Source organism: Haloarchaeobius amylolyticus (assembly GCF_026616195.1).
Classification (GTDB): Archaea; Halobacteriota; Halobacteria; order Halobacteriales; family Natrialbaceae; genus Haloarchaeobius; species Haloarchaeobius amylolyticus.
On the sequence record NZ_JANHDH010000002.1, the window covers coordinates 894,030 to 917,852 of the forward strand.

Sequence of the window (23,823 nt, forward strand, 5' to 3'; positions counted from 1 at the left end):
GTATTCGAGGAATCAGCCGAGGTCCGCCCGGACCGCGTCGGCCGCGTCAGTCCCGCTCTCCATGGCACCCTGGATCGACGACCAGCGGGTGTAGTCGCCAGCGAGGTAGACGGGCCCGGCAGGGTCGCGCACGTCCGGCAGCGTCTCGGAGAAGCCCGGTGGCTGCTGGAACTGCGCGAACGGGATGCGGTCGGTGTGGCGCAACTCGAAGCCGCCGAACTGGCGCTCGGGGTACCACGAGGCCAGCGTCTCGTGGGCGATGCGGGCGAGTTCCTCGTCGGACTCCTCGCGCTCGCCGAGGAAGGTCCCACTCAGGAGCCGGGTGCCGTCGGGCGCGTACTCCGGAGCGACGATGGTGTGGTCGACCAGCTGGTTCGGTCCCTCGGGTTCGGCGTTGAGCATCAGGCGCTTGCCGGCGTCGAGGTCACCGGTATCCTCGATGGCGTACCACTGCGTGACGCAGCTGTGGGCGTCGGTCGGGATGGCCTCGACGCCGGTGAGCGACCGGGCCTCGGCGGGGTCGGTGGCGACGACGACGGCGTCGGCCGAGACGGTCTCGCCGCCGAGGTCGACGGTCGCGCCCTCCCCGTCGTGCTGGACGGTCTCGACCTGCTGTCCCGTCTGGACGGTCGCGCCGGCCGCCGTCGCGTGCTCGGCCAGCTGGGCCGTTATCTCGCCCATCCCGCTGGCCGGGACGGCGGTCTTGCCGGCCGAGAGCATCTTGAACGTGTACTCGAAGACCCGCTTCGAGGTCGATAGCGAGCGGTCGAGCGTGATGCCGCCGTAGAAGGGGGCGGCGAAGTTGTCGAGGTACTTCCGGGAGAACCCGCGGGACTGCAGGTACTCCCGGATGGACATGTCCGGGCCCTGGAAGAGGGCCTCGGTCGGACGGTTCGTCAGCTCGCGCTTGAGTCGCAGGGTGTTGACCTTGTCCGTGACCGTCACGTCGCGGTTGAAGATGGACTCGGTGAGCGACCCGGGGTCGCGGAACGGGTCCGAGAGGATGGAGCGGTGGCCGGGCCGGCAGATGCAGGCCCCGGCGGTGAACGCCCGGAGGTCGAGGGCGTCGTAGTCGAGTTCCCGGCGAGCCGCCGGGTAGGCGGTGAACATGACCTGGAACCCCCGGTCGTAGATGAACCCCTCCTCGTGCGTGGACCGGACCCGGCCACCCACCGAGTCGGCTCGCTCGAACAGCCGAACTGACGCGCCGGCGTCGGCCAGGTGACGGGCCGCCACCAGTCCGGCGAGGCCCCCACCGACCACGATAACCTCGTCGTCGTCTTCCATACGCGTTCCTAGGGGGGTGGGGGGTCAAAACCCCCGGGGACTCAGTATTTTGGCTCGCCGTCGGCGGGCGATGGACAGCGATTAGTCACCCGCCCCCCAAGCCGGGCGTATGGAGACGACCGACGCCTTCGTCGGGCTGGACTGTGTGTCGTGTGGCGAGCGCTTCGACGCCGAGACCGCCACCCACCGGTGCCCCGACTGCGGCGGCATCCTCGACCCGGCCTACGACTACGACTCGCTCGAACTCTGGCGGGACGACCTCGACTCCCGCCGGTTCGACTCGCTGTGGCGCTACGAGGAACTGCTCCCGTTCCCGCGCTCGGCGGCCGTCTCGATGGACGAGGGCGCGACCCCGCTCGTCGAGTGTCCTGACCTCGCGGACGAACTCGGCGTCGGCATGGTCTACATCAAGGACGAGGGCCGCAACCCCACGGGGACGTTCAAGGACCGCGGCCAGACGGTCGCGGTCACCGCGGCCGCCCAGCACGGGGCGACCGACGTGGCACTCGCCTCCGCGGGGAACGCCGGGCAGGCCGCCTCGGCCTACGCGGCCCGGGCGGACATGGACTCGCACGTCTTCCTCCCGGCCCGCGCCGGCTTCACGAACAAGGCGATGGTGAACGTCCACGGCGGCGACATGACGGTCGTCGGCGGGCGCATCTCCGACGCCGGTGAGGCCTTCGAGGCCGCCATGGACGACGAGGAGAACGACCACTGGTACTCCCTGCAGACGTTCGAGACGCCCTACCGCCACGAGGGCAAGAAGACGATGTACTACGAACTCGTCGAGCAACTCGACTGGGACGTGCCGGACGCGGTGGTCTACCCGACCGGCGGCGGCGTCGGCCTCGTCGGGATGTACAAGGCCGCGACGGAGTTCCACGACCTCGAGCTGACCGACGAGGTGCCCGGCTTCTACGCCGCCCAGGCCGAGGGCTGTGCGCCCATCGTCACCGCCTACGAGGACGGCCGGGACGAACACGAGCCGTGGGAGCACCCGGACACCATCTGTGGCGGCATCGAGATCCCGAACCCGGGCGCGAGCCCGTGGATCCTGGAGGCCATCCGCGAGTCCGACGGTGGGGCGGTCGCCACGAGCGACCCGGACATCCTCGACTCGGCCATCACGGTCGCCCAGAACGAGGGCCTCGAGATGGGCGCGACGTGTGCCGCCGCGGCCTCGGGCGCCTGGGAACTCTCCCGGCGCGGCGAGTTCGGCGAGGACGACACCATCGTCCTGATGAACACGGGCACCGGGAACAAGGACGACGACGTGCTGCGCTCGCACCTGATGGGCAAGGGCATCTGAGGCGACGAACCCCTTCTCTGCAGAATCAGTCCGCAGCAGCCGGCTCGACCGCGACCCCGTCCTCGTCGTCGAAGCCGACCGAGAGGGTGAGGTTCTCGAACCGGGGTTCGTACTCCTTGGCGTGGGCACCGTCGGCCCGGATGCGCGTCTGCTCACGGAGGATGGCCCCGTCGGTCATGAGTTCGAGCTTGCGGTACGTCGTCGAGAGCGGCAGGTCACACGACTCCGACAGTTCGCTGGCCGACAGCGGCTCCTCGCGAACCGCCTTGAGGATGGCGCGGCAGTCGGCGTCGTTGAGCGCCGACAGGAGCGAGTCGGCGTCGACGTTCATCGGGTCTGCGCTACCGGCGGCACGGGCATCTTCGAACGTGGAAGTCTCGACGGACATGGGGTGTCTCTCTACCAGTGTATACCTGCTGGAGGGGTACGGATAGCTACCCACGATATGAGGGGTGGTTTAAGTACCCTCGGATAGCTGGAATCCGACCCGCGACCCGAATCAGTGGGACATAGACATTAAGAGGGCCCCCACCCAGAGGGAATGCATGGGTGAAGGCATCCGTGCGGAGGTCCGAATCGAGTCACCCGATGGGTGCCCCGTCGCGGGTGCGACCGAGGCGACTGGCAGCGCCAGTTACTCGGTCTCGAAGTCGGTGAACCCGGTCGACGGTGGGGGGGTCACCGAGGAGTTCATGCTCGACGACGAGGCGACACTCGACGACGTGGCCCTCACGGACGAGGTGACCGAGGTGTTCGCGTACGGATCCAAGAGTGCGTACCGGTTCCAGCGCGAGCTCGGACGGTTCTGTCCGTGCGAGTGCATCGAGCGCTTCGACTGTCCGGTCGTCGACGTGCACGCACGCGAGGAATCACTGTTCGTCACGTTCCACGCGCCGGACATGGAGACGCTACAGGACGTCGTCGGCGACCTGCGCGGGACCTACCCGAGCCTCGACGTCCAGCGACTGCTCCGGTCGGAGGGGGACGCCTCGGACGAGAACCTGATCTTCGTCGACCGCGGCGAGTTGACGGCGCGCCAGCAGGAGGTGCTGGAGACGGCCCACGAGATGGGCTACTTCGAGCACCCGAAACGAGCCAACGGCGGCGAGGTCGCCGACGAACTCGGGATCTCCCGGTCGACGCTGTCGGAACACCTCTCGGCCGCACAGTCGAAGCTCCTCGGCACCATCCTGGCGAACTGACCGCAGGCGCCGCAGTCCCGCACATTTACGTAGTCGTCTCCCCGAGTTAGCGACGAGAGCGATGGCAGACAAACGTACCGTCGATATGACGCGCGACGAGATGGACGCCTTCCTCGGGCCCGAGGGAACGGGCGTCCTCTCCGTCGCTGACGATGACGTCCCGTACTCATTTCCTGTCTCGTACGGCTACGACGCCGAGGCGTGCGAGTTCTATCTCAGGCTCGGGTTCCGCGAGGGCAGCACCAAGACCGACTACCTCGACGAGCCGTGTCCGGCACGGCTGGTCGTCTACGACGAGGACGGCGAGCGCTCGGAGAGCGTCATCGCCACGGGTGACCTCGTCGAGATCCCCCGTGCGGACCTGACGCCAGAGGTCGTCGAGCAGCTGGGCGAGTCCCGGACGCCGGAGTTCGACATCTGGGACGAATCGAAGGAGGAACTGGAGTTCCACATCAATCGGTTGGAGTCGATACGGCTCACCGGGAAGCGGACGCGAACGGTCGAGGGCTAAAGAGCGACGGCTCGGCGGCTTACTGGTCGAACTCCTGGTCGGAGACCGAGGTCCCACAGATGATGCAGCCGCTGGCCTGGATGGCCTCCTTCATGGACTCGTTGACCTCGATGTTCTCGGCGCACTCCGGACACTCGAACCGGTAGTTGCCGGTGCTACTCATTACCTGTACGTTGGCGACCGGCCCCCAATAAAAGGTACCCATCATATCGAGGGTATAGGAACGCTCCGGCCACCCGGCGAAAACGACGAGGAGAGCCCCGTGAACCTCGTTTCTCGCGCTCTCGATGGTGGCTTCCTACCAGTAGCCTACCGCAGAACTTTAGGTTTAGACGCTTCTAATCCCGGGTAGGAATGCTCAGCGACGTCATGGAGGACTACCTGAAGGCCATCTATCACCTCCAGGAACACGAGGGGACGCCCGTCACGACCTCGCAGATCGCGGAGTACCTCGGCGTGACGTCGCCGACGGTCACGAGCATGATCGAGAAGCTCGACGACCGTGGGCTCGTCGACCGCGAGAAGTACAAGGGCGTCGAACTCACCGAGGAGGGCGAGACCGTCGCCCTCGAGGTCCTCCGGCACCACCGCCTGCTCGAGGCCTACCTCACCGAGCACCTCGACTACGACTGGTCCGAGGTCCACGAGGAGGCGGACGTGCTCGAACACCACATCTCCGAGGAGTTCGAGCGCCGGGTCGCCGAGGTGCTCGGCAACCCGTCCGTCGACCCCCACGGCGACCCCATCCCCGGCGCCGACCTCTCGCCGCCCGAGGAGGGGACCCTGACCGCACTCTCGGAACACGAGGAGGGGGCCCGAGTCGAGATCGCCCGCGTCAGCGACCGCGACGAGGAGGAACTGCGGTACCTCAAGGAGGCCGGCATCGTGCCGGGGACCGTCGTCGAGGTCGTCGACGTGGCGCCCTTCGGTATGGTGACCGTCGCGGTCGAGGGCCACGAGCAGAGCCTGCCCGACGCCGTCGCGAGTTCTATCCGGGTCAAACCGGTCGGGCAGGAGCCGGAACGCGCCACCGGCGGCGCCTGAGCACCGACACGGAGAGGCCCACCAGAGTCATCGATACAGATGGAATACCTCGAGATCGTCGCCATCGCGTTCGTCGCACAGCTCGCCGTCCTGCCGGGTGAGAAGGTCCAGTTCATCATCGCCGGGCTCTCGACGCGCTATCACCCCGCCGTCGTCGTCTCGGCGGCCGGGACCGCCTTCGCGGGCTGGACAGCCCTGGAGATCGCGTTCGGGAACGCGGTGAAGCAGGCGCTCCCGCCGGTCGTGTTGACCGTCATCAGCGGCCTGCTGTTCTGCCTGTTCGCCGTGTTGCTCTACCGGTCGATGCCGGCCAGCGACGAGGCCGCCGGGTCGCCGGCGGACCCCGAGAGCGTCGAGACCGACGGCGGCTTCGCCGGCATGGACGATGACGAGACGTTCGACGTCTTCGGCCACGAGGTGCCCCAGTACTTCGGCGGCTGGCTCCCCATCTTCGGGATGATGGCCGTCGGCGAGTTCGGCGACAAGACCCAGCTCGTCACCATCGGGCTGGCCATCGAGTACGGCGCCACCTCGGCCATCTGGGTCGGCGAGATGCTCGCCATCATCCCGGTCAGCATCGCCAACGCCCTGCTGTTCTACCGGTTCTCGAACGCCTTCGACGCGCGCCTGGCCCACCTGTTCTCGGCCGGGCTGTTCGCGTTCTTCGGCATCGACACGCTCCAGAGCGTCGTGACCGGCTTCTCCGTCTGGGAGACGCTGGTCGAGATGGTCGCGAGCCAGCTCACGGCGGTCCTCGACGCCGTCCTGGCACTGGTGTGACCGCACGAAGGCTGCAGGGGACGCCGCAGACGGTGTGTTTTTGTGTCGGCCTGACGGATGGAACCGCATGTCCCTCCTCACGACCGGGCTCATCGGCCTCGTGTTCGGGTTCGCCCTCGCGTCCCCGCCGGGACCGATGAACGCCATCATCGCCGAAGAGAGCGTCGTGCGTGGCTGGGTCGCCGGCGTCCGCGCGGGCCTCGGCGCGTTCACGGCCGACGCCTGTTTCTTCGTCCTGGCGTACCTCGGCGTCGTCGCGGTCGTCGACCGGTCGGCGCTGCTGCGGGGCCTGATGGTCGCGGCCGGCGGCGTCCTCATGCTCTACTTCGCCTACGGCGCCTTCGAGGACGCTCGCTCCGCGAGCGCGTTCGTCGAGACGGACACCGCCGACGACCAGAAGGGCTTCCAGAAGGCGTTCGTGCTCGCGCTCACGAACCCGTACCAAATCGTCTTCTGGCTCACCGTCGGCGTCCACATGCTCGACGACGAGGCCATCGACGTGTTCGCGAACGTCCCCTACGTCGGCCAGGAGCTGGCGGGGGCCCTGGTCGTGCAGGCGGGGAGCCCGACGCTCATCGTCGGCTTCTTCCTCGGCATCCTCGTCTGGGTCGCCGGGTTCCCGGCGACGCTCGTCTCCATCGGGCGCCGGGTCGACCGCTTCGCCCCCGTGGTGGCCGGCGGCAGCGCTCTCGTCCTGGCCGGCTTCGGTCTCTACTTCCTCGCCGACGCGAGCGGGACGCTGGTCGCACTGCTGTGACCCGGGCGAGAAGGAACCGCCCTCAGATGTCGAAGTCGTGCTCGTCGCGCTCCATCTCCGAGACCTCCTCCTCCAGCCACTCGCGGAACCACTTCACCCGCTTGAGGCGCTGGTGGGCGATGCTCTCGGCGGCGTCCGACTCGATGCGCTTGGCGGCGTCCTTGCCGCGTTCGAGCACGCGCTCGACCATCTCGGCGGCGTCCATGTGCGTCCGGGCCTCGTAGCCCATCCGGAGGAGCATCAGCGCGGTTCCGTTGGCGCCGACCTTGTCGAGGATGTCGGCCTCGATGAGACACTGCGTCTCCAGTGGCAGGTCCGAGAGGTCGCCCTGGTAGGAATGCTGCTCGACGGAGCGACACACCTGGTCGATGAACGACGCCGGGAACTCGCCCTGGGATTCGAGGTAGGTCCGGGCGACCCGGGCACCCTCCTCGGCGTGGACGTCCTGGTCGGCGTCGAGTTTGGCGATGTCGTGAAACAGGGCAGCGACGCGGGTCACGTCGACGTCCGCGCCCTCCCGGCGGGCGATCTTGGTCGCGAGGTCGACGACGTTCAGGATGTGGTTGTGGCGGTATTCAGCAGAGTGCCACGGGTACCAGCGCATCCGGCCGCCCTCGTCCTCGTTCTCGACGCTGGCGAGGAGGTAGTCGTAGACGAACTCTTTCATCGCCTCGAACTCCTGGTCGGTGACGCGGGATTCCTTTATCTCGACACCCATAGAGAATCACCCCGCGAAAAGCGTTCCGTAGTCATTGTTACCCGTACAAAGGTCTGTTCGACTCTTAGGCGTTACGACACCGTAGATTAAGTCTCTCGGGTGCTTCGGACCGCACGATGACGGAACCGCTCCATCTCGACGATTCGTCTATCCGACAGTTCGAGGCGACGGTCGAGCGCACCCTCGACGACCGGGTCGTCCTCGACCGGACCGCGTTCTACCCGACAGGTGGCGGCCAGCCACACGACACCGGCACGCTCGCCGCCGACGGCGAGACCTGGGCGGTCACGGACGTCCAGAAGAAGGACACCATCTACCACACCGTGGCCGACACCCCGCCGGAAGCAGGCACGACCGTCACCGGCGAACTCGACTGGGACCGCCGGTTCGCCCACATGCGCTACCACACGGCCCAGCACCTCCTCTCGGCGCTCCTGCTCGAGGAGTTCGACGCCGCGACGACAGGCAACCAGGTGTACGCCGACCGGGCGCGACTCGACTGCGCCTACGACCGCTTCGACGAGGCCGACCTCGCGGACATCGAGACACGGCTGAACGAACTGGTCGACGACGACCGCGAGGTCACGTGGTACGAACTCGACCGCGAGGTGGCCGAAGAGCGTCTGGACACCCAGCGGACCCGCATCGACCTGCTGCCCGACTCCATCACCGAGTTGCGCATCGTGGAGATCGCCGGCGAGACCCCGGCGGACGAGCCCTTCGACCGGACGGCCTGTGCCGGCACCCACGTCCCGACCACCGGCGACATCGGGACCGTCACCGTGACCGGGCGCGAGACGCGCGGGAGCGAGGAAGAGCGTATCTACTTCGAACTCTCGGACTGAGGCTGGCCGACTGGCCGCGCCAGCGACCGCACTGACGCCCCGCCCGCACGCGCCCGGTGTGCTTTTGCAACCTGCCTGCGCACCCTCCCCGTATGAACGTCAGACAGGTCCTCCCGCCCGACGCCATCCCGAGCGTCGACGACCCGGAGTTCCGCCCCGCCAGCGAGTACGACGGTGACCCCGACGACGAGGTCGTGGTCGTCGACGGCGACACGCCCCGGGCGTACCCAATCCGGTACCTGCACTACCACGAGATCGTCAACACGGACCGCGACGGCGACCCCATCGCCGTCACCTGGTGCCCGCTCTGTGGCAGCGCCGTGGTGTACGACCGGGTCGTCGACGGCCAGCGGCTGACCTTCGGCGTCTCCGGCAAGCTCGCGGACGACGACCTCGTGATGTACGACCGCGAGACCGAATCGGAGTGGAAGCAGAGCCTCGGCACCGCCATCGCCGGCGAGTACGAGGGCACCGACCTCACGGTCCTCCCGGCGGCGATGGTCCCCGTGCGTCGCTTCCGGGAGTCCCACCCCGACGGCGAGGTGCTGGCGCGTCCCGGCGGGGAGACCGAGGCCGGGCAGAAGGGCGGCGAGGCCGCGGAACCGGAGTACGACGCCGACCCATACGACCACTACTTCGAGATGGACGGCTTCGGCCTCGGCGCCCACCGCGGGACCGGCGGCCGGGAGTGGGACCGCGACGACGACATCGACCCGAAGACGGTCGTCCTCGGCGTCGAGGACGGTGACGACGCCCTCGGGTTCCCCCTCCACCGTATCGAGGAGTCGGGCGGTGTGGCACAGGCGACCGTCGGCGAGACCGACGCGGTCGTCTTCGTCACACCCGAGGGAATCCACGCCTTCGCGGACCCCGGCTACGCCTTCGAGCCGGCCGACGACGGCGCGTTCGCCGCCGACGGGACGACCTGGGACGGCGCGACCGGCGAGAGCGACGACGGCAGAAGCCTCGACAGACTGCCAGCCCGGCGGCTCTTTGCGTTCGCCTGGCAGGACGACCACGGCCCGGACAGTTTCTACCAACCCCAGCAGTAGCCCCTACCGTCGTCTCGCGGTCGAGAACAGAGATGGCACCGGAATCAGCGCGTCCCCGGAATCACGACCCGCCCGGCACTCGTCGTCCGGGGAACGGGTGGCCAGTCAGTCGTCGTCGTCGTCGCCGTCGCCCTTCATGTGCTGGAGCTGGTCCACCAGCTCCTCGTTCGACATGTTCGGCTCGAACTCGACCGACCCGTCGTGGTCGTGCTCGTGGACGGTGACCGCGTCGTCCTCGTCGATGTCGTTGTCCTGGTCCTGTTGCTCGGACTCGTCGTAGCTGCCGAATCCCATTGGATTCGAAGAGACGGGAAGCAGCCATGAAAAAGGACCGTTATCGACTTCGCTGGCGTGCGAATTCGTGCCACGAGACGGGGTCCCGTCATCACGGTGGTGCCCCCGATTCGCGGCCGACCAGAGCGCCACAGGCGGAGTCTCCCGACGATGGACAGTATCGGGCCCAGTTTCGCGAACAGGGACGGTGAGGTGCCAGAACAGCGAAGAGTAGACTTCCGAGTGGTTAGCGTCAGAGACTAGGTAGCGTCCCCACTTGACGGAGCGGGGAGGTGGGAATAAGTGTAAAATTTGTTATTATAGTCCCGGGCGGATTCGAACCGCCGTCAATGGCTCGCTTCAGCGATGGGAATATCCAGACGCTTCCAAAGGCCATTATGATTGGCCACTACACCACGGGACTGCGACTGCGCTCGTGAGTTGGAAATCAGCGTACAATAAGATTACTTTTCGTCGGACGGACCGGGGACGGCTACCACACCGTCTTCGACGCGTCGATGGCAGGGCCGACAGAGCGTGACCACGTTCTCGAGCGAATGAGCATCGGTCGGGTCGTCGAACGAACGGACCGGGTCGATGTGGTGAACGTCCGGATTCTGTCCGAGGTCGTCGGCATCGGTCCCGCATCGCTGGCAGGTGTACTCGTCGCGTTCGAGCGCCTGCTGTCTGACCCGCCACCAGCCAGCCCCGTACACGAGCGCCCCACCTTCCCACTGGTGGTGTGCCTCCCCGGCGACGTTCTCGGAGAGCCAGTCGCCGTAGCAGGCTACCGAGCAGAAGGTGCCGTAGGACTTCCCGGTGGTACGTGACGGGGGGACCCGGACCGAATCGTCGCAGCGTTCACAGGACACGACGGTAGGCTCTACGTCGTCCATCGGGTTCTCCGGGAGCAGCCCCGGTGCCTCCGCGACACACTCGCTACAGTACACGCCCTCCTTCTCCGAGGGGTAGTACTCGAACGTCGTCCCACAGAGGACACACGCTGCTTCCTCCCTCGCGTCTCGCCAGTTCCCGTTGTGCGCGCCCAGATTCGGGTTGCAGTCGTCACAGAACTCGCGGCGTGATTTCGGGTCGTAGAACCGTTCGCCACAGCCCGAACAGTCGCGGTTCGGGAGGGGGTCGCCGTGGACCTTGGTGTGGTGCTGGCGCATACCGGCCTCGGTGGCGAGGGATCTCCCGCAGGTGGGGCAGTCCATGCCGGCCCTGGGGCGATATCGGATAAGAAGGGTGAGACGGCGAGGGGGTCAGTCGTCGTCCGAGGGGTCAGGCCGGGCTTCGTCGGCGGAGGAGTCGTCCTGACCGTCCCCGGTGGGTTCCGCGAAGACGAACTCTTCGCCCGAATCGAGGGACTCGGCCTCGGGTGGGGTCGCGTCGGGGACGTCGGTGTCGAAGCGGTCGAGGGCCTCGCTCAGGCGGGAGGCCTGTTCGCTGAGGGAACTGGCGCTGCCACTGACCTCGGTGAGGGCGGTCGTCTGTTCCTCGGCGGCGGCAGCGACGTTCTCGGCCTCGGCGGTGGTCTCCTCGGAGATGGTGGCGGCCTCGTCGACCATCCCGACGACCTCCTCGGTGGAGGCGGCCTGCTGTTCGGTGGCGGCGGATATCTCCTGGATGCCGGTGTTGGTCTCGGTCGCGTAGCCGGCGATCTCGTCGAGGGCCGCGACGGCGTTGTCGACGGCCTCGGTGGTCTCGACGATGCGGCTCCGGGTGGCCTCGACCCCGTCGACGGTGCGGCTGGTCTGGGTCTGGATGCGGTCGAGACGCTCCTCGATGTCCTCGGCGGCCTCCTTCGTGTCGGCGGCGAGTTCCTTGACCTGCTGGGCGACGACCGCGAAGCCGTCACCGGACTCCTCGCCGCCGCGGGAGGCCTCGATGTTGGCGTTGAGGGCCAGCATGTTCGTCTCCTTGGCGAGGCTGGAGATGAACTCGGCGAGCTCGTCGATCTCGTCCATCTCGTCGGCGAGGGCGGCGATGTCGTCGACGGCCTCGGCGGACTGGGACTCGATGTCGTGCATGCCGGAGATGGCGGCCTGGGCGGCCTCGCGGCCGTCGCGGCCGGTCTCGGCGGTGCGCTCGGCGAGGTCGGCGACCTCGTTGGAGGAGGCGGCGATCTCCTCGGTGGTCGTCGACAGCGAGTCCATCTCGTGGGAGACCGCCTGGAACTCCTCGTTCTGGCGCTCGGCGCCGTCTGAGATCTCCTGGATGGACTCGGTCACCTGTTCGCTGGCGCCGCGGACCTCCTCGGCGCTGGCGGTGACCTCCTCGGAGGCGGTCGCGACCTCCTGGGCGAAGGTCTTGACCTCGGCGGTGGTCGACTCGATCTCGGCGACCATCTCGTTGAAGGCGACGGCGATGTCGGTCATCGCCTCGTTCTGGCTCTCGGGGTCCATCCGGGCGGTGAGGTCGCCGGCGGCACAGCTCGCCATGACGGCGCTGTACGCGTCGGCCTTGCGCTCTAGGTGGGTGTTCATGCGCTCGGCTTCGGCCTGGGCGGTCTCGGCGGCCTCCCGGGCGGCGTTGGCTTCGGCGATCTGCTCGCGCAGGGCGTCTCGCATCTCGGCGAACCCGTCGTAGAGGCGACCGATGTTGTCGATGCGACCGGTCTCGAAGTCGACGTCGAGGTCACCGTTCTCCATCTGTTCGGCCTTCGCGCGGAGGCGGTCGACGGACTTCGCGGTGTTGCGGCCGAGGACCGCGCCGACGAGGCCGATGAGGACGACGCCGAAGACGGTCGCGTACTTCCCGTACCGGGAGACGGTGCCGACGAAGCCGTAGGCCTCCTCGGTCGGCGTGTGGACGAGCACGACCCAGTCGGTCTTGGCGACCGGCGAGTAGCCGACCACGTACTCGGTCCCGTCGACGCCGGAGGCGGTGCCGTCGGTCAGGACGCTCCCGGTCGGTGGCCCGGCGGTGAGTGCATCGCTCTGGCCGGGGTCGAGCGCGAGGCCGTTCTGGAGCGCGTCCGTGTCCTCGCCGTAGGGCGTGAGCAGGTGCGAGCCGGTCTCCTCGAAGACGACCGACCCGGAGCGGTCGACGACGAGGGTCGTGCCGCTCCCGTCGCTCCCCTGCAGGTTGCCGACGTACTCCTGGAGCGGGACGGCGTACACCAGCGCCATGTCCTCGGGCAGGTCCTTCGTCGTGACGAAGGCGTACCGGGGGACGTTCGACCCGTAGGTGCTCTCGCTGGAGTAGGCGCCGGTCATGACGGTCTCGCTCCCGCCGGAGAGCCGTTCGGTCCACGAGCCGTTGAGTTCGGAGACGGGGGTTCCCGCGAGGCCGAACTTCGTGCTCGCGACGACCTCGCCGGACGCGCGGTCGACGTAGTGGAGGTTCGCGGAGTCACCGGCGCCGGAGCCCGTGAATCCCTCCTTCTCGACCTCGAGGTAGTCGGTGACGTTGGCGGTCGACTCGTCTGTCGGCGTCCCGCGGGCGACCGACTCGACGATCTGTCGTTGCTGCTGGTTCCACGCGTACAGGGCGCGTGCTTCCTGTTCTGCGAGCGTCGCGTACTCTTCGTTCGCGTCGGCCTGTATCTGTTCGCTCATCTGGTCGGTGGCCGCGATGCCCACGCCGCCCACGGAGACGCCGAGCACCACCAGCGCGATTGCGAACTTCAGCGCGTAGTTCCGACGGACGAACCGCGGAATGACACGTCGCAACATCCCAAGCATACCGATGACGATATAGCTGTTAGTACAAAAATATAGTGTAATACTTCATCACGATTTTAGCGAATCGAACCTGTCGTCGCTCCTGACAGTAGCGACGGCCTCGCGACGACCCCCCGGTTCACGACCTGTCCGCTGGCGAAACGTTCCACGTTCCGCGACGTTCAGAACTGCTGAAACCTCGTCTCACGGGCGTCTGACGGGTTTTGAAGTGAGCGCGGAGTCAACGGAAAAGAGATGGCAACACGTTCTGATGGCCCCCGATACCTGGACGATGGAGACCTGTTCACCGGACTGTACGGTCCGGTCAACAGACTCCTCCTGCTGGTCGGGGCGCTGCTGCTCAAGATAAGCGTGCAGCTGACGTTCTTCGGCGACTCGATGGCCGGCGCGGCGGTGTACTACCTGGTCACGACCGCCCTGGTCGCGCTGGCGGTCGTGGGTCGCGACCACCTGGGAACGACGGGGCGAGAAGGAGACGGCGGCCGCCGGGGTTCGCCGGGTCTGTCGTCGTCGAAGCGGTCGGCGGTCGGCGGGTCGTCACTGGGGGACTCCTCCGCGTCGCTCTCGGCTCGCGTCCGTCGGGGACTCGTGGCGCTCCGCGCGGCAGTCCCCGGCGGCGCCGACGACATGGACAGGCTCTGAAAAGCGCGGGTCTCAGTCCGCGGTCTCGCTGACGCCGAGTTCGAGGTGACAGCACTTGTCCGCCTCGGCGTCGAAGCAGTCGGGACACTCCGAGCGACGGTCGATGATGGTGTCGAGGCGCTCTGCGACGGTGTCGTCGATGACGGCTTCCAGCGCGTGGGCCTCCTCGCGGAAGTTCTCGACCTCGAGGACGTTCGCGAGGAAGCGCTCGATGATGCAGTACGTCTGCAGGGCCTCCTCGGCGCGCCGGATGCCCTCGTCGGTGAGCGTCGCCCCCTTGTACTTCTCGTGGTCGACGAGTTCGCGCTCCTCGAGTTTCCCGATCATCTCGTTGACGCTGGCGGGCGAGACGTCGAGCATGTCGGCGAGCGCGCCGGTCGCTGCCGGGCCGTCTTTCATCCGTTGCACCAGGTAGATCGCCTTGAGATATTGGTCTGCAGTGTTCATCGGTCAGCCCCCGTCGTTCGCTGTCCGCTGCTGGCGGTCATTCGCGCTCCTCCATGATGGTCGCGACCTCCTCGACGCCCTCGGCCTCCTCCTCGCGGATGCTCCGGAGCGTGTCGAGGACGCGGTCGCGGTCGATGCTGAAGTCGCTGTCGCTCGCCTCGATGGCCTCGATGAGGTCGTCGTAGAACTTGTACGCCGTCTCCTCGTTACAGAGCTGGTCGTACAGCAGGCCGTCGAAGTCCTCGGGCTTCGTCTGTGCGTACTTCGCCTCGACGAGGGTGTTGATCTCCTCGTACGGGACTGTCTCGGCCTCGAGTTCCTCGATGAGTGCTTCGAGGCGGTCACGGTGCTCTGCTGACTCCTCGGCGGCGTGTTCGAGCAGGTCTCTGATCTCCTCGTCGACCTGGTCGGACTCGTCCCCGAAGGAGTCGAGATGGTGGTAGGCACGCGACTCGACGACCTCCTCCAGTACCGCGCCGATCTGCAGGAGGCGCGCTAGCTGGTGGTCCGTCGAGACACGCTGACCCAGACTCATACCCGACATGCGGGGGCGTGGCTACCTAACTCTTGCTGACTCTCGAAACGTGTCCCGACGGCCGCCCGGACCGGCGGTGTGTGGCCTGTGAGAGAGCCACACTGTCGCGAGCGTAACGCTCAACCCGCAGGCTCCGGTCAGTACGGACAATGACTGGAACAGGACAGGACTGGTACGAGGACGCGGTCGTCTACACGCTCGACGTGAAGACGTTCAACGACTCGAACGGCGACGGCTGGGGCGACTTCCGGGGTCTCATCGAGAAACTGGACTACATCGACGACCTCGGCGTCGACTGCATCTGGCTGCGCCCGTTCTACCCGAGTCCGCTCCGTGACAACGGCTACGACGTGGCCGACTACCGCGACGTCGACGACCGACTCGGCTCGCTCTCGGACTTCGAGGAGTTCACCGACCGGGCCCACGAGCGCGGTATCAGGGTGCTCACCGACGTCGTCTTCAACCACACCTCCATGGACCACGGCTGGTTCCAGGCGGCCCGGGAGGACCCCGAATCGGAGTACCACGACTACTACCTCTGGACGAGCCACGTCGAGGACGCCTACGACACCATCAACATCTTCCCCGAGTACGAGGACGGCGTCTGGTCCTACGACGAGGTCGCCGGCAAGCACTACTTCCACCAGTTCTACCACCACCAGCCGGACCTGAACGTCGCGAACCCGAAGGTCCGCGACGAGATGCACGACATCCTGCGGTTCTGGCTCGACAAAGGTGCGGACGGCTTCCGGATCGACGCCGCCCACCCGATGCTGATGCAGAAGGGCCACAACGGGACCGAGGAGGGTATCTGGCTGTTCAAGGAGATGCGCGACGTCGTCAAGGCCGAGAAGGACCACGCCATCCTGCTCGCGGAGGCCGACGACCAGCCCGAACACCTCGACCACTACTTCGGCGACGGCGACACCTTCGACCTCCTGTTCAACTTCGTCCTCAACGCCCACATGACCTACGCGGCCGGCGTGAAGGACACCTGGCCGCTGCACCGCGCGGACGAGATCCTCCCGGACATCTCCGACGTGGGCCACTGGGCGAACTTCCTGCGCAACCACGACGAGTGGAACCTGCTCAAACTCCCCGACGACGCGCTCCAGCACGCCCGCGAGTACTTCGGCCCCGACGACGACTCCTCGTGGATCTTCGGCCGCGGCCACCGCCTCCGCCTCGCGGACCTCTACGACGGCGACCACGACCGCATCGCGATGGCCCACAGCCTTCTCTTCTCGTACCCCGGTACGCCCGTCATCCTCTCGGGCGACGAGATCGGTATGGGGTCGGACCTCTGGCTCGACGAGCGCGAGTCCGTCCGCACCCCGATGCAGTGGGACGACAGCGAGAACGGCGGGTTCTCCGAGGCCGACCGCGAGGACTGCTACAACCCGCCCATCGCCCACGGCCGCTTCAGCTACGAGCACATCAACGTCGCCGACCAGCGCGAGCACCCCGAATCGCTGCTCTCGCGCATCCAGCGCATCGTCGCGACCCGCCAGGACAACCTCGAGCTGGTCGACGGCTCGTTCCACATCGCCGACTCCGGCCACAGGGACGTGTTCGTCCACCGCCTCGACACCGACGACACCGCGTTCATCTTCGCGCACAACTTCGCGGACGAGTCCCGCGAGTCGGTGCTCCAGTGGGAGGTGCCCGACGCCGACACCACGCAGGAGCTCGGCCCCGGTGACTACCACGTCGAGGACGGCGGTGTGACGTTCCTCCTCGACGCCTGCGACTACGTCTGGCTGCGCGGCGACAAGAGCCACTGGGACTGAACTGCGCTACCAGCCCCAGAGCCAGACCGTGTCGACGGTCGTCCTGACCAGCCAGAACCGTTTCTTCGCGCCTCGATACTTCACGTAGCTCACGAGGCCGAACAGGAGGAGGACCACGAGGGTCACGACCACCGCCATCGCACCCGCCCGCGTGGCTCCCAGTGATGACTGCCCGCCGAGGTACGTCACGGCCCCGAGCAACAGGGCGAACGGGGCGGCGTCGACGAAGACGGCGAGCCCGGTCACGAGTCGACCCATGACAGTACCTGTGTCTCTGCCGATGTGAAAAGCGTTCGGCCGGGCAGCGTCGTCACTGTCTGACCGGAGACGAGAGAGAAAAACCGCAGAACGAAGACCGTCTTACCCGCGCAGGCGCTCGGAGATGAGCTCCTCGAGGTCGTCGCGGAGTTCGTCCACGGCGACCTCCTCGAGGACCGGCACGAAGAAGCCCTCGACGAGCATGTTCTTGGCGGACTTCGGGTCGACACCGCGGGAGGTCATGTAGAACATGTCCTGTTCGTCGACCTGCCCGACCGTGGCCGAGTGGGACGCTTCGGTGTCGTGGTTGTTGATGATGAGCTTCGGCGAGGCGTCGGCCTCGGACTCGTCGGAGAGCATCAGCGTGTTCTCGCGCTGGTAGCTCGACGTGTCCCAGGCGTCGCGGCCGACGTCCTGGACGCCCTCGTACACCGAGCGGGCGGTGTCGTCGAGGACGCCACGGGTGACGAGGTCGGCGGTCGTGTGCTCGGCCCGGTGCCAGACCCGACTGTTCACGTCGAAGTGCTGGTCGTCGTGGCCGAAGAACGCGCCGACGATGTGGGTCTCGGAGCTGTCACCGTCGAGCGTCGTCTCGACGCTGGACTTGGTGAGTCGCGAGCCGATGTTGCCCTCGATCCAGTTGACCGTGGCGTACGTGTCGGCGGTGCCGCGCTTGAGCGTGTAGTTGTACGTCTCCTCGTCGAGGTTCTGGAGGCTCCCGTACTGGACGTGGGAGTTCTCGCCGGCGGCGACCTCGACCAGCCCGCTGTAGTAGCGCTCGCCCTCGAGTTCCTCGCCCGTGGACTGGCGCTCGAGGATGGTGACGGAGGCGTTCTGCTCCGTGACGACGAGCGTGTAGTTGAACAGCGACTGGCTGTTCATGTGCGTCCGGATCTTCACGTCCTCGGCGTCGACGTTCTCGGGGACGTAGACGACGGTCCCGTCGGTGAAGAGCGCGGTCGACAGCGCGGTGAGGTAGTTCTCCTGCGGGTCGATGACGCTGCCGAAGTGCTCCTCGACGAGTTCCTCGTGCTGGTCGACGGCCTCGGACCACTCGAGGACCTCGATGCCCTCGGCGCTGACGCGCTCCTTGTCCTGGGCGGCGTTCAGCGGGTCGACGAAGCCCTCGAAGTCGAGGTTCGCGAGGTTCGTCCAGTCGCGGCCGGGCGTCCGGATGACGCTCGGCATGTCGAGGTCCTCGAGCGCCGCGAGCGCCTCGAGACGGGTCTCGAGGAGCCACTCGGGCTCGTCCAGCTCGGTCGAAATCTGCTCCACCTGGTCTCGTGTGAGGTTGGCGTGTACCTGTGTGCTCATGTCAATTCTCGGGATTACCCGAGGCTACCCTCCATCTCAAGTTCGATGAGGCGGTTGAGTTCGACCGCGTACTCGATGGGCAGTTCCTCCGTGATGGGCTCGATGAAGCCGGCGACGATCATCTGCTTGGCGTCGTCGTCGTCCAGTCCGCGGGACTGGAGGTAGAAGACGTCCTCGTCGCCGATCTTGCCGACGGTCGCCTCGTGGGCGACGTCCACCTTGGACTCCTGGATCTCCATGTACGGCATGGTGTCGGAGGTGGACTCGTTGTCGAACATCAGCGCGTCACACTCGACCGACGTCGAGGAGTTCTCGGCGCCGTTGGCGATGTGGACGAGGCCGCGGTAGTTGGTGCGGCCGCCGTCCTTCGAGATGGACTTGGACTCGATGGTCGACTTCGTGTCGGGCGCGTTGTGGTAGACCTTCGCGCCGGTGTCGATGTTCTGGCCCTTGCCGGCGAACGCGATGGTGATGTGGTTGTCCGTCGCGCCGCGGCCCTTCAGGATGGTCGCCGGGTAGAGCATGGTCGCCTTCGAGCCCATGCTGCCGGAGACCCACTCCATCGTGCCGTTCTCCTCGACGATGGCACGCTTCGTGTTGAGGTTGAAGGTGTTCTTCGACCAGTTCTGGACGGTCGAGTACTGGACGTGGGCGTCCTCGCCGACGAAGACCTCCACACAGCCGGAGTGGAGGTTGTGGCTGCCGTACTTCGGGGCGGAACAGCCCTCGATGTAGTGGACCTCCGAGCCCTCCTCGGCGATGATGAGGGTGTGCTCGAACTGGCCCATCCCCTCGCTGTTCATGCGGAAGTACGCCTGCACCGGCATGTTGACCGTGACGTCCTCGGGGACGTACACGAACGAGCCGCCGGACCAGACGGCGCCGTGGAGTGCGGCGAACTTGTTGTCTGACGGGGGGACGCACTTCGTCATGAAGTACTCCTTGACGAGGTCTTCGTGCTCCTGGACGGCCTTGTCCATGTCACAGAAGATGACGCCCTTCTCCTCCCACTGCTCCTGCATGTTCTGGTAGACGATCTCGGACTCGTACTGGGCACCGACGCCGGAGAGCGCCTTGCGCTCGGCCTCCGGGATGCCCAACTTCTCGAACGTGTCCTTGATGTCGTCCGGGAGGTCGTCCCAGTTGTCCGCGCCGCCACGCGTCTCCACGTCGGGGCGGATGTAGGGGACGATCTCGCCGATGTCGAGCTCGGACAGGTCCGGCTGGCCGGGCCAGTCCGTCGGCATCGGCATCTTCTGGTACTGCTTCAGTGCGCGAACGCGGCGCTCGCGCATCCACTCGGGCTCGTCCTTGTCCTCGGAGATGAGCCGGATGGTCTCCTCCGTGAGGCCCTTCTCCGTCTGGAACGCCGACTTCTGCTCCTTCTTGAACTCGAAGCGAGCCTCGGTGTCTGTCTCTTTGAGGTGGTCTTGATCTGAACTCATGGTTTGATGGTTGTTGATTACGGTTGGGTACGTATCTACCCTGTGCTAGCCAGTACCGGTTACGCGGTCTCGTAGACCTCCTCGCGGACCCAGTCGTACCCCTTGTCCTCGAGCTTCTCGGCGAGCTCGGGACCCTCGCTCATGACGACCTGCCCGTCCAGCATGATGTGGACGTGGTCGGGCTCGACGTAGCCGAGGATACGCTGGTAGTGGGTGATCTGCAGGATGCCCGTGCCGACCTCGTCGCGCAGGGCGTTGATGCCGTGGGAGACGTCCTGCAGGCGGTCGATGTCCAGCCCGGAGTCGATCTCGTCGAGCACGGCGATGCTCGGCTCGAGGATGGCGGCCTGGAGGACCTCGTTCTGCTTCTTCTCACCGCCGGAGAAGCCGGCGTTGAGGTAGCGCTGGGCGAACTTCTCGTCCATGTCCAGCTGCTCCATCTTCTCCTGGAGGAGCTGCTGGAACTCGGCGACGCCGATGTCGCCCTCGTCGGCGGGACCCTCCATCGGGGAGGTGTCGTAGCCCGCCTCCTCCTCTGCTTCGTCGTCGGCCTCGTCGTCGTCCTCGAAGAGCTCCTCGCGCTCCTCGAGCTTGGCGTTGAGGGCCGTGCGGAGGAAGTTCGTCATCGTGACGCCCTCGATCTCTGCGGGGTACTGGAAGCCGAGGAAGATGCCGAGTGCGGCACGCTCGTTCGGCTCCAGGTCGAGCAGGTTCCAGGTACGCTTGTCCTCGGGGATCTCGAAGTCCTCGCCGAAGTCGCCCTCCTCGAGGTGGAGGAGGACCTCACCGTCGGTCACCTCGTAGGCCGGGTGGCCGGCGATTACCTTGGCGGTCGTGGACTTCCCGGAGCCGTTGGGACCCATCAGGGCGTGGATCTCGCCCGAACGGACCTCCAGGTCGACACCATCGAGAATCTTCTCACCGTCGTCTTCTGCAACCTTCGCGTGAAGGTTTGTAAGTTCGAGTCGTGCCATTCTGAGCTACCTCTTATCGTCCTAGCGAAAGGGGGTCGGCCCCATAATACTTGCGTAATACCCTGATTTGGATTCTCGAATGCAGAAATAATTTTCTCGTTTGGTAAACTGTGGCACAGTTTTCGGTCGGCCGAAAAACAGGCGAGCCTTGCCCCTACATGAAGTTCCCGAGACCGGTCTGCTGCTGGCCGGACTTGACCTCGTCCCAGGAGATGCCGAGCGCCTCGATGACGCGGGCGATGGGGCCCTTCAGCGTCTTCTCCAGCATCTTGTCGTAGTCGACCTCGAACGCCTCGGGTACCTGGTCGTCGTACTCGAAGCAGATGACGTCCGGGTCGCGCTTGAACTCGCCGTAGAGGTGGTCGCGCTGCGGGTCGAACTCGCCGGCGTCCTCGAGCTGACGGAAGTACTCGGGGTGGACCTTCTGCAGGTAGAGCCGTTTCGGCTTCGAGCCGCGGTCGAAGTTCGTCCCGAGCAGCATGTTCGCGTACTTCGCGCCGCGGACGTGGGCGGTGTCGGTGTCGTAGTCGTCGAGGCGCTTGCCGATACCGCCCGGGATGGCGATGTCGTCGTAGCTGACGTTCCCGCTCTGGAAGTCCTCGATGATGCCGTGGAGGTACTCCGTGATGTCGTCCTCGCTGGCACCGCGGACGATCTGGTCGATGACGTGGTGCTGGACCTCCTTCGTGATGGCCGCGATGTCCGAGCGCTTGTACTCGAAGCCCGTGATGTCGATGTCGTCGACGTCCTTGCCCTCCTTCCAGACGATGTGGCCGGCGTAGCGCTTCTTCTTGCCCGCCTGGAAGAATCTGCGGTAGAGCTTCTCGAACTCGATCTGGAAGCGGTGTTCCTCGCCGCCCGCGATGTCGACGTTCAGCTCCTCGGCGGCGAAGTCGTCGTACGAGGCGTTGATGTGCTCCTCTATCTCGAAGGACTGCTCGATGGCCTCCTCGACGGAGATGTCGCTGCCGAGTTCCAGCATGACGGAGTCGGTGTCACCGTACGCGACCTGGTAGTCTATCTCGTTGGCTGCCTTCTCGGTGTGGCGGATGACCTCGCGCCCTGTTGCGGTCACGGCCGCGCCCATCTCCTTGTCGTAGAGGCGGAACCGGTCCCAGCCCAGGACCCCATAGAGGGAGTTCATGATGACCTTGACTGCGGCCTGCTGCTGGTCGTAGCGCTCGTAGTCCTGGCTACCCGGCTCGTGCTCGTTACGCAGCGATTTCTTCTGCTCGCGCTCCGTGAGCAGTTCGTCGACCATCTCCCGGATCATCCCGTCCTCGTCCTTCCGGAAGTGGGTCCCGTTGGGGGCGCGGTAGGTCGGGCCGTCGAAGGCCTCGGGGTCGACCTTCGTCTCGGGGCTCGCGTTGATGGTCACCATGCACATCGGGTAGAGCGACTTCAGGTCGAGCACCGTCACCATCTCCTTGACGCCGGTGATGGGGTCGAAGACGGCCCCGCCCTCGTAGTCCTCGGACTCCTGCTTGCCCTTCGAGGGGAGCGCCCAGTCCCCGTGGACCTTGTGCAGCACGTACATGTCGACCGCGTCGCCCGCCGTGGGGGCGTCCTCCAGTTTACAGCCGACGAAGGTGCGGACCTCGTCCCAGAAGGCGACGATGTCCTGCTTGCGGTCGAGTTCGACGCAGATCTCCACGTCGCGCAGGTTGTACTCAAGGAGCTTCTCGGGGTCCTGCTCCCAGAGGTCGCCGATGTCGCCGGTGTAGCGTTCCTTGCCCACGTCGAGTTCGAGTTCGCCGACGGCGTCCAGCCGGTAGGACTCCAGTTCGGAGAACTGGCGGCTCTTGTAGGCGTACAGCAGGTCGAAGACGACGCGACCCTTGATGTCCGGGCCGCCCCAGCCCGAGCGCCAGACCTCGTTCACGCGCGAGAGGCGGTCCGGGTCGAGGTCGTGGTCGTGCATCGCGGAGTCGAGCACCTCGAGGCGGTCGAGGAAGTACGGCGCGTCGAAGTCCTCGAAGTTCCATCCCGTCAGCACGTCCGGGTCGGTCGCCTCGATGTAGTCGACGAACGCCGCCAGCATGGCCATCTCGGCCTCGCGCTGGCTCTCGCCGTCGAAGGTCTCCACGCGCACGTCCAACTCGCCCTCGATGGGCTCGTAGTTCGGCAGGTCTTCGGGGACCGCGGCATCGCCCTCGTGGGCGACGTTGAGCCAGACGACGTACTCGTCGTCCACGGAGTCGTGCGAGGTGAGGCAGACGATGGGCTCCTCCCCGTCCTCGGGGAAGCCGTTGCGGTCGTCGACCTCGATGTCGAAGGTGTTCACGCGCGGGTCCGCGTCGACCGCGGTCGCCTCGACCTCCTGGTGGGGGACCCGGAGGGCGCCACTGCGGCCGCGGCGCTCGGGGATGCGGATACCGCTCTGGACGTCCTTGTCGATGAGGAAGCGGTTCGGGAACAGGATGTCGGCCTCGTAGTGGTCGAAGCGGTCGCGGATGTTCCCGACGTCGCGGGGCGTGCGCCCGAAGATCTTCGTCAGGTGCTCGCCGCGGATGCTCTCGTAGGGCTCGCCGTCCTCGTCGGTCTCTTCCCAGCCCGTGATGACCTCCTCGGACTCGAGTTCCTCCTCGTCGAGCGAGTCCGTAGGGGCGTAGAAGTACGGCTGGAACCCGAGTACCATCACGTGCTCGGCGGTGCCGTCGGGTCGCCGCCCGAAGACGTGGATGACGGGTTCCTCGTGGTCGCCCGACCCCTCGACGGTGTAGTCCACCTGCATCACGGCGAGTTCGACCGTTCCCTCGGGGTCGGGGAACAGGGCCTCGTCGCTCTCGACGATGTCGGAGTTCTCCAGTCCCGGTGTCGTGACGGCCTCCGCCTCCGCGACGAGGTCGTACGCGTCGTCGCCACCGTCGGCCTGCGCGTCCGCGTCCCCGGACGACTCCCCGAAGTCGTCGAAGGACGCCTGTTGTCGGGTCATTGCAGGGGCGTTAGCG

At 66.4% G+C, this 23,823-nt stretch carries 24 protein-coding genes and 1 tRNA gene; 10 read left to right on the forward strand and 15 right to left on the reverse strand.

The window, feature by feature from the left end; all coding sequences use genetic code 11:
* Nucleotides 1-12: 12 nt before the first annotated feature.
* Nucleotides 13-1,287, reverse strand: a complete 1,275-nt coding sequence (locus NOV86_RS16975) for an NAD(P)/FAD-dependent oxidoreductase (RefSeq protein WP_267642851.1) — start codon at nt 1,285-1,287, stop codon at nt 13-15.
* Nucleotides 1,288-1,396: 109 nt separating this feature from the next.
* Between NOV86_RS16975 and NOV86_RS16980 the strand changes: the two genes are divergently transcribed.
* A complete protein-coding gene (locus NOV86_RS16980) occupies nt 1,397-2,596 on the forward strand; it encodes a threonine synthase (protein WP_267642852.1) in 1,200 nt (399 codons plus the stop codon).
* Nucleotides 2,597-2,621: 25 nt separating this feature from the next.
* Here NOV86_RS16980 and NOV86_RS16985 read toward each other — a convergent pair whose 3' ends face one another.
* Entirely contained in the window at nt 2,622-2,984 is a 363-nt protein-coding gene (locus NOV86_RS16985; RefSeq protein WP_267642853.1) for an ArsR/SmtB family transcription factor, read from the reverse strand.
* Between the two features lie 157 nt (nt 2,985-3,141).
* On the opposite strand from NOV86_RS16985, the gene NOV86_RS16990 reads away from it, so the two are divergent.
* Entirely contained in the window at nt 3,142-3,798 is a 657-nt protein-coding gene (locus tag NOV86_RS16990; protein WP_267642855.1) for a helix-turn-helix domain-containing protein, read from the forward strand.
* 61 nt (nt 3,799-3,859) lie between these two features.
* Nucleotides 3,860-4,309 (forward strand): pyridoxamine 5'-phosphate oxidase family protein, encoded by a 450-nt coding sequence (locus NOV86_RS16995; RefSeq protein WP_267642856.1) that lies wholly within the window; start codon nt 3,860-3,862, stop codon nt 4,307-4,309.
* Nucleotides 4,310-4,328: 19 nt separating this feature from the next.
* Here NOV86_RS16995 and NOV86_RS17000 read toward each other — a convergent pair whose 3' ends face one another.
* Nucleotides 4,329-4,472, reverse strand: a complete 144-nt coding sequence (locus tag NOV86_RS17000) for a DUF7560 family zinc ribbon protein (protein ID WP_267642857.1) — start codon at nt 4,470-4,472, stop codon at nt 4,329-4,331.
* A gap of 191 nt (nt 4,473-4,663) precedes the next feature.
* Between NOV86_RS17000 and NOV86_RS17005 the strand changes: the two genes are divergently transcribed.
* From NOV86_RS17005 to NOV86_RS17015, 3 genes are all read left to right on the forward strand, one after another.
* Nucleotides 4,664-5,353, forward strand: coding sequence for a metal-dependent transcriptional regulator (locus NOV86_RS17005; protein WP_267642859.1), 690 nt, complete (start codon nt 4,664-4,666; stop codon nt 5,351-5,353).
* Nucleotides 5,354-5,392: 39 nt separating this feature from the next.
* Nucleotides 5,393-6,133, forward strand: a complete 741-nt coding sequence (locus NOV86_RS17010) for a TMEM165/GDT1 family protein (RefSeq protein ID WP_267642860.1) — start codon at nt 5,393-5,395, stop codon at nt 6,131-6,133.
* 67 nt (nt 6,134-6,200) lie between these two features.
* On the forward strand, nt 6,201-6,890 hold the full coding sequence (locus NOV86_RS17015) for a LysE family translocator (protein ID WP_267642861.1): 690 nt from the start codon (nt 6,201-6,203) through the stop codon (nt 6,888-6,890).
* 22 nt (nt 6,891-6,912) lie between these two features.
* Here NOV86_RS17015 and NOV86_RS17020 read toward each other — a convergent pair whose 3' ends face one another.
* A complete protein-coding gene (locus NOV86_RS17020) occupies nt 6,913-7,608 on the reverse strand; it encodes an HD domain-containing protein (RefSeq protein ID WP_267642862.1) in 696 nt (231 codons plus the stop codon).
* A gap of 116 nt (nt 7,609-7,724) precedes the next feature.
* Here NOV86_RS17020 and NOV86_RS17025 point away from each other — a divergent pair, with 116 nt between their 5' ends.
* Nucleotides 7,725-8,453 (forward strand): alanyl-tRNA editing protein, encoded by a 729-nt coding sequence (locus NOV86_RS17025; RefSeq protein WP_267642863.1) that lies wholly within the window; start codon nt 7,725-7,727, stop codon nt 8,451-8,453.
* Nucleotides 8,454-8,545: 92 nt separating this feature from the next.
* The gene (locus tag NOV86_RS17030) at nt 8,546-9,505 is read left to right on the forward strand and encodes a DUF3179 domain-containing protein (RefSeq protein ID WP_267642865.1); all 960 of its coding nucleotides are present in this window, start codon (nt 8,546-8,548) and stop codon (nt 9,503-9,505) included.
* 105 nt (nt 9,506-9,610) lie between these two features.
* Here the strand turns inward: NOV86_RS17030 and NOV86_RS17035 are convergent, their stop codons facing one another.
* The 4 genes from NOV86_RS17035 to NOV86_RS17050 all read right to left on the reverse strand — a co-directional run bounded on the left by NOV86_RS17035 (nt 9,611) and on the right by NOV86_RS17050 (nt 13,467).
* The gene (locus NOV86_RS17035) at nt 9,611-9,799 is read right to left on the reverse strand and encodes a DUF5786 family protein (RefSeq protein WP_267642866.1); all 189 of its coding nucleotides are present in this window, start codon (nt 9,797-9,799) and stop codon (nt 9,611-9,613) included.
* A gap of 300 nt (nt 9,800-10,099) precedes the next feature.
* A tRNA-Gln gene (locus NOV86_RS17040) sits at nt 10,100-10,202 on the reverse strand.
* Between the two features lie 40 nt (nt 10,203-10,242).
* The gene (locus NOV86_RS17045) at nt 10,243-10,995 is read right to left on the reverse strand and encodes an HNH endonuclease (protein ID WP_267642867.1); all 753 of its coding nucleotides are present in this window, start codon (nt 10,993-10,995) and stop codon (nt 10,243-10,245) included.
* A gap of 48 nt (nt 10,996-11,043) precedes the next feature.
* Nucleotides 11,044-13,467: a methyl-accepting chemotaxis protein gene (locus NOV86_RS17050; protein WP_267642869.1), complete on the reverse strand. Its 2,424-nt coding sequence runs from the start codon at nt 13,465-13,467 to the stop codon at nt 11,044-11,046.
* 234 nt (nt 13,468-13,701) lie between these two features.
* Between NOV86_RS17050 and NOV86_RS17055 the strand changes: the two genes are divergently transcribed.
* A complete protein-coding gene (locus NOV86_RS17055; protein WP_267642871.1) occupies nt 13,702-14,109 on the forward strand; it encodes a hypothetical protein in 408 nt (135 codons plus the stop codon).
* Nucleotides 14,110-14,121: 12 nt separating this feature from the next.
* Here NOV86_RS17055 and NOV86_RS17060 read toward each other — a convergent pair whose 3' ends face one another.
* Both NOV86_RS17060 and NOV86_RS17065 read right to left on the reverse strand, forming a co-directional pair.
* Nucleotides 14,122-14,556 (reverse strand): metal-dependent transcriptional regulator, encoded by a 435-nt coding sequence (locus tag NOV86_RS17060; RefSeq protein ID WP_267642873.1) that lies wholly within the window; start codon nt 14,554-14,556, stop codon nt 14,122-14,124.
* A gap of 37 nt (nt 14,557-14,593) precedes the next feature.
* The gene (locus NOV86_RS17065; RefSeq protein ID WP_267642874.1) at nt 14,594-15,091 is read right to left on the reverse strand and encodes a ferritin-like domain-containing protein; all 498 of its coding nucleotides are present in this window, start codon (nt 15,089-15,091) and stop codon (nt 14,594-14,596) included.
* Between the two features lie 149 nt (nt 15,092-15,240).
* Between NOV86_RS17065 and NOV86_RS17070 the strand changes: the two genes are divergently transcribed.
* Nucleotides 15,241-16,881 (forward strand): alpha-amylase family protein, encoded by a 1,641-nt coding sequence (locus NOV86_RS17070; protein WP_267642876.1) that lies wholly within the window; start codon nt 15,241-15,243, stop codon nt 16,879-16,881.
* Nucleotides 16,882-16,887: 6 nt separating this feature from the next.
* Here NOV86_RS17070 and NOV86_RS17075 read toward each other — a convergent pair whose 3' ends face one another.
* From NOV86_RS17075 to NOV86_RS17095, 5 genes are all read right to left on the reverse strand, one after another.
* Nucleotides 16,888-17,139, reverse strand: a complete 252-nt coding sequence (locus NOV86_RS17075) for a hypothetical protein (protein WP_267642878.1) — start codon at nt 17,137-17,139, stop codon at nt 16,888-16,890.
* Between the two features lie 102 nt (nt 17,140-17,241).
* A complete protein-coding gene (gene sufD, locus NOV86_RS17080) occupies nt 17,242-18,453 on the reverse strand; it encodes a Fe-S cluster assembly protein SufD (RefSeq protein ID WP_267642880.1) in 1,212 nt (403 codons plus the stop codon).
* A gap of 14 nt (nt 18,454-18,467) precedes the next feature.
* Nucleotides 18,468-19,898, reverse strand: a complete 1,431-nt coding sequence (gene sufB / locus NOV86_RS17085) for a Fe-S cluster assembly protein SufB (RefSeq protein WP_267642882.1) — start codon at nt 19,896-19,898, stop codon at nt 18,468-18,470.
* Nucleotides 19,899-19,957: 59 nt separating this feature from the next.
* Entirely contained in the window at nt 19,958-20,872 is a 915-nt protein-coding gene (locus NOV86_RS17090; protein WP_267642884.1) for an ABC transporter ATP-binding protein, read from the reverse strand.
* Between the two features lie 154 nt (nt 20,873-21,026).
* A complete protein-coding gene (locus tag NOV86_RS17095) occupies nt 21,027-23,807 on the reverse strand; it encodes a DNA-directed DNA polymerase (RefSeq protein ID WP_267642886.1) in 2,781 nt (926 codons plus the stop codon).
* Nucleotides 23,808-23,823 lie beyond the last annotated feature (16 nt).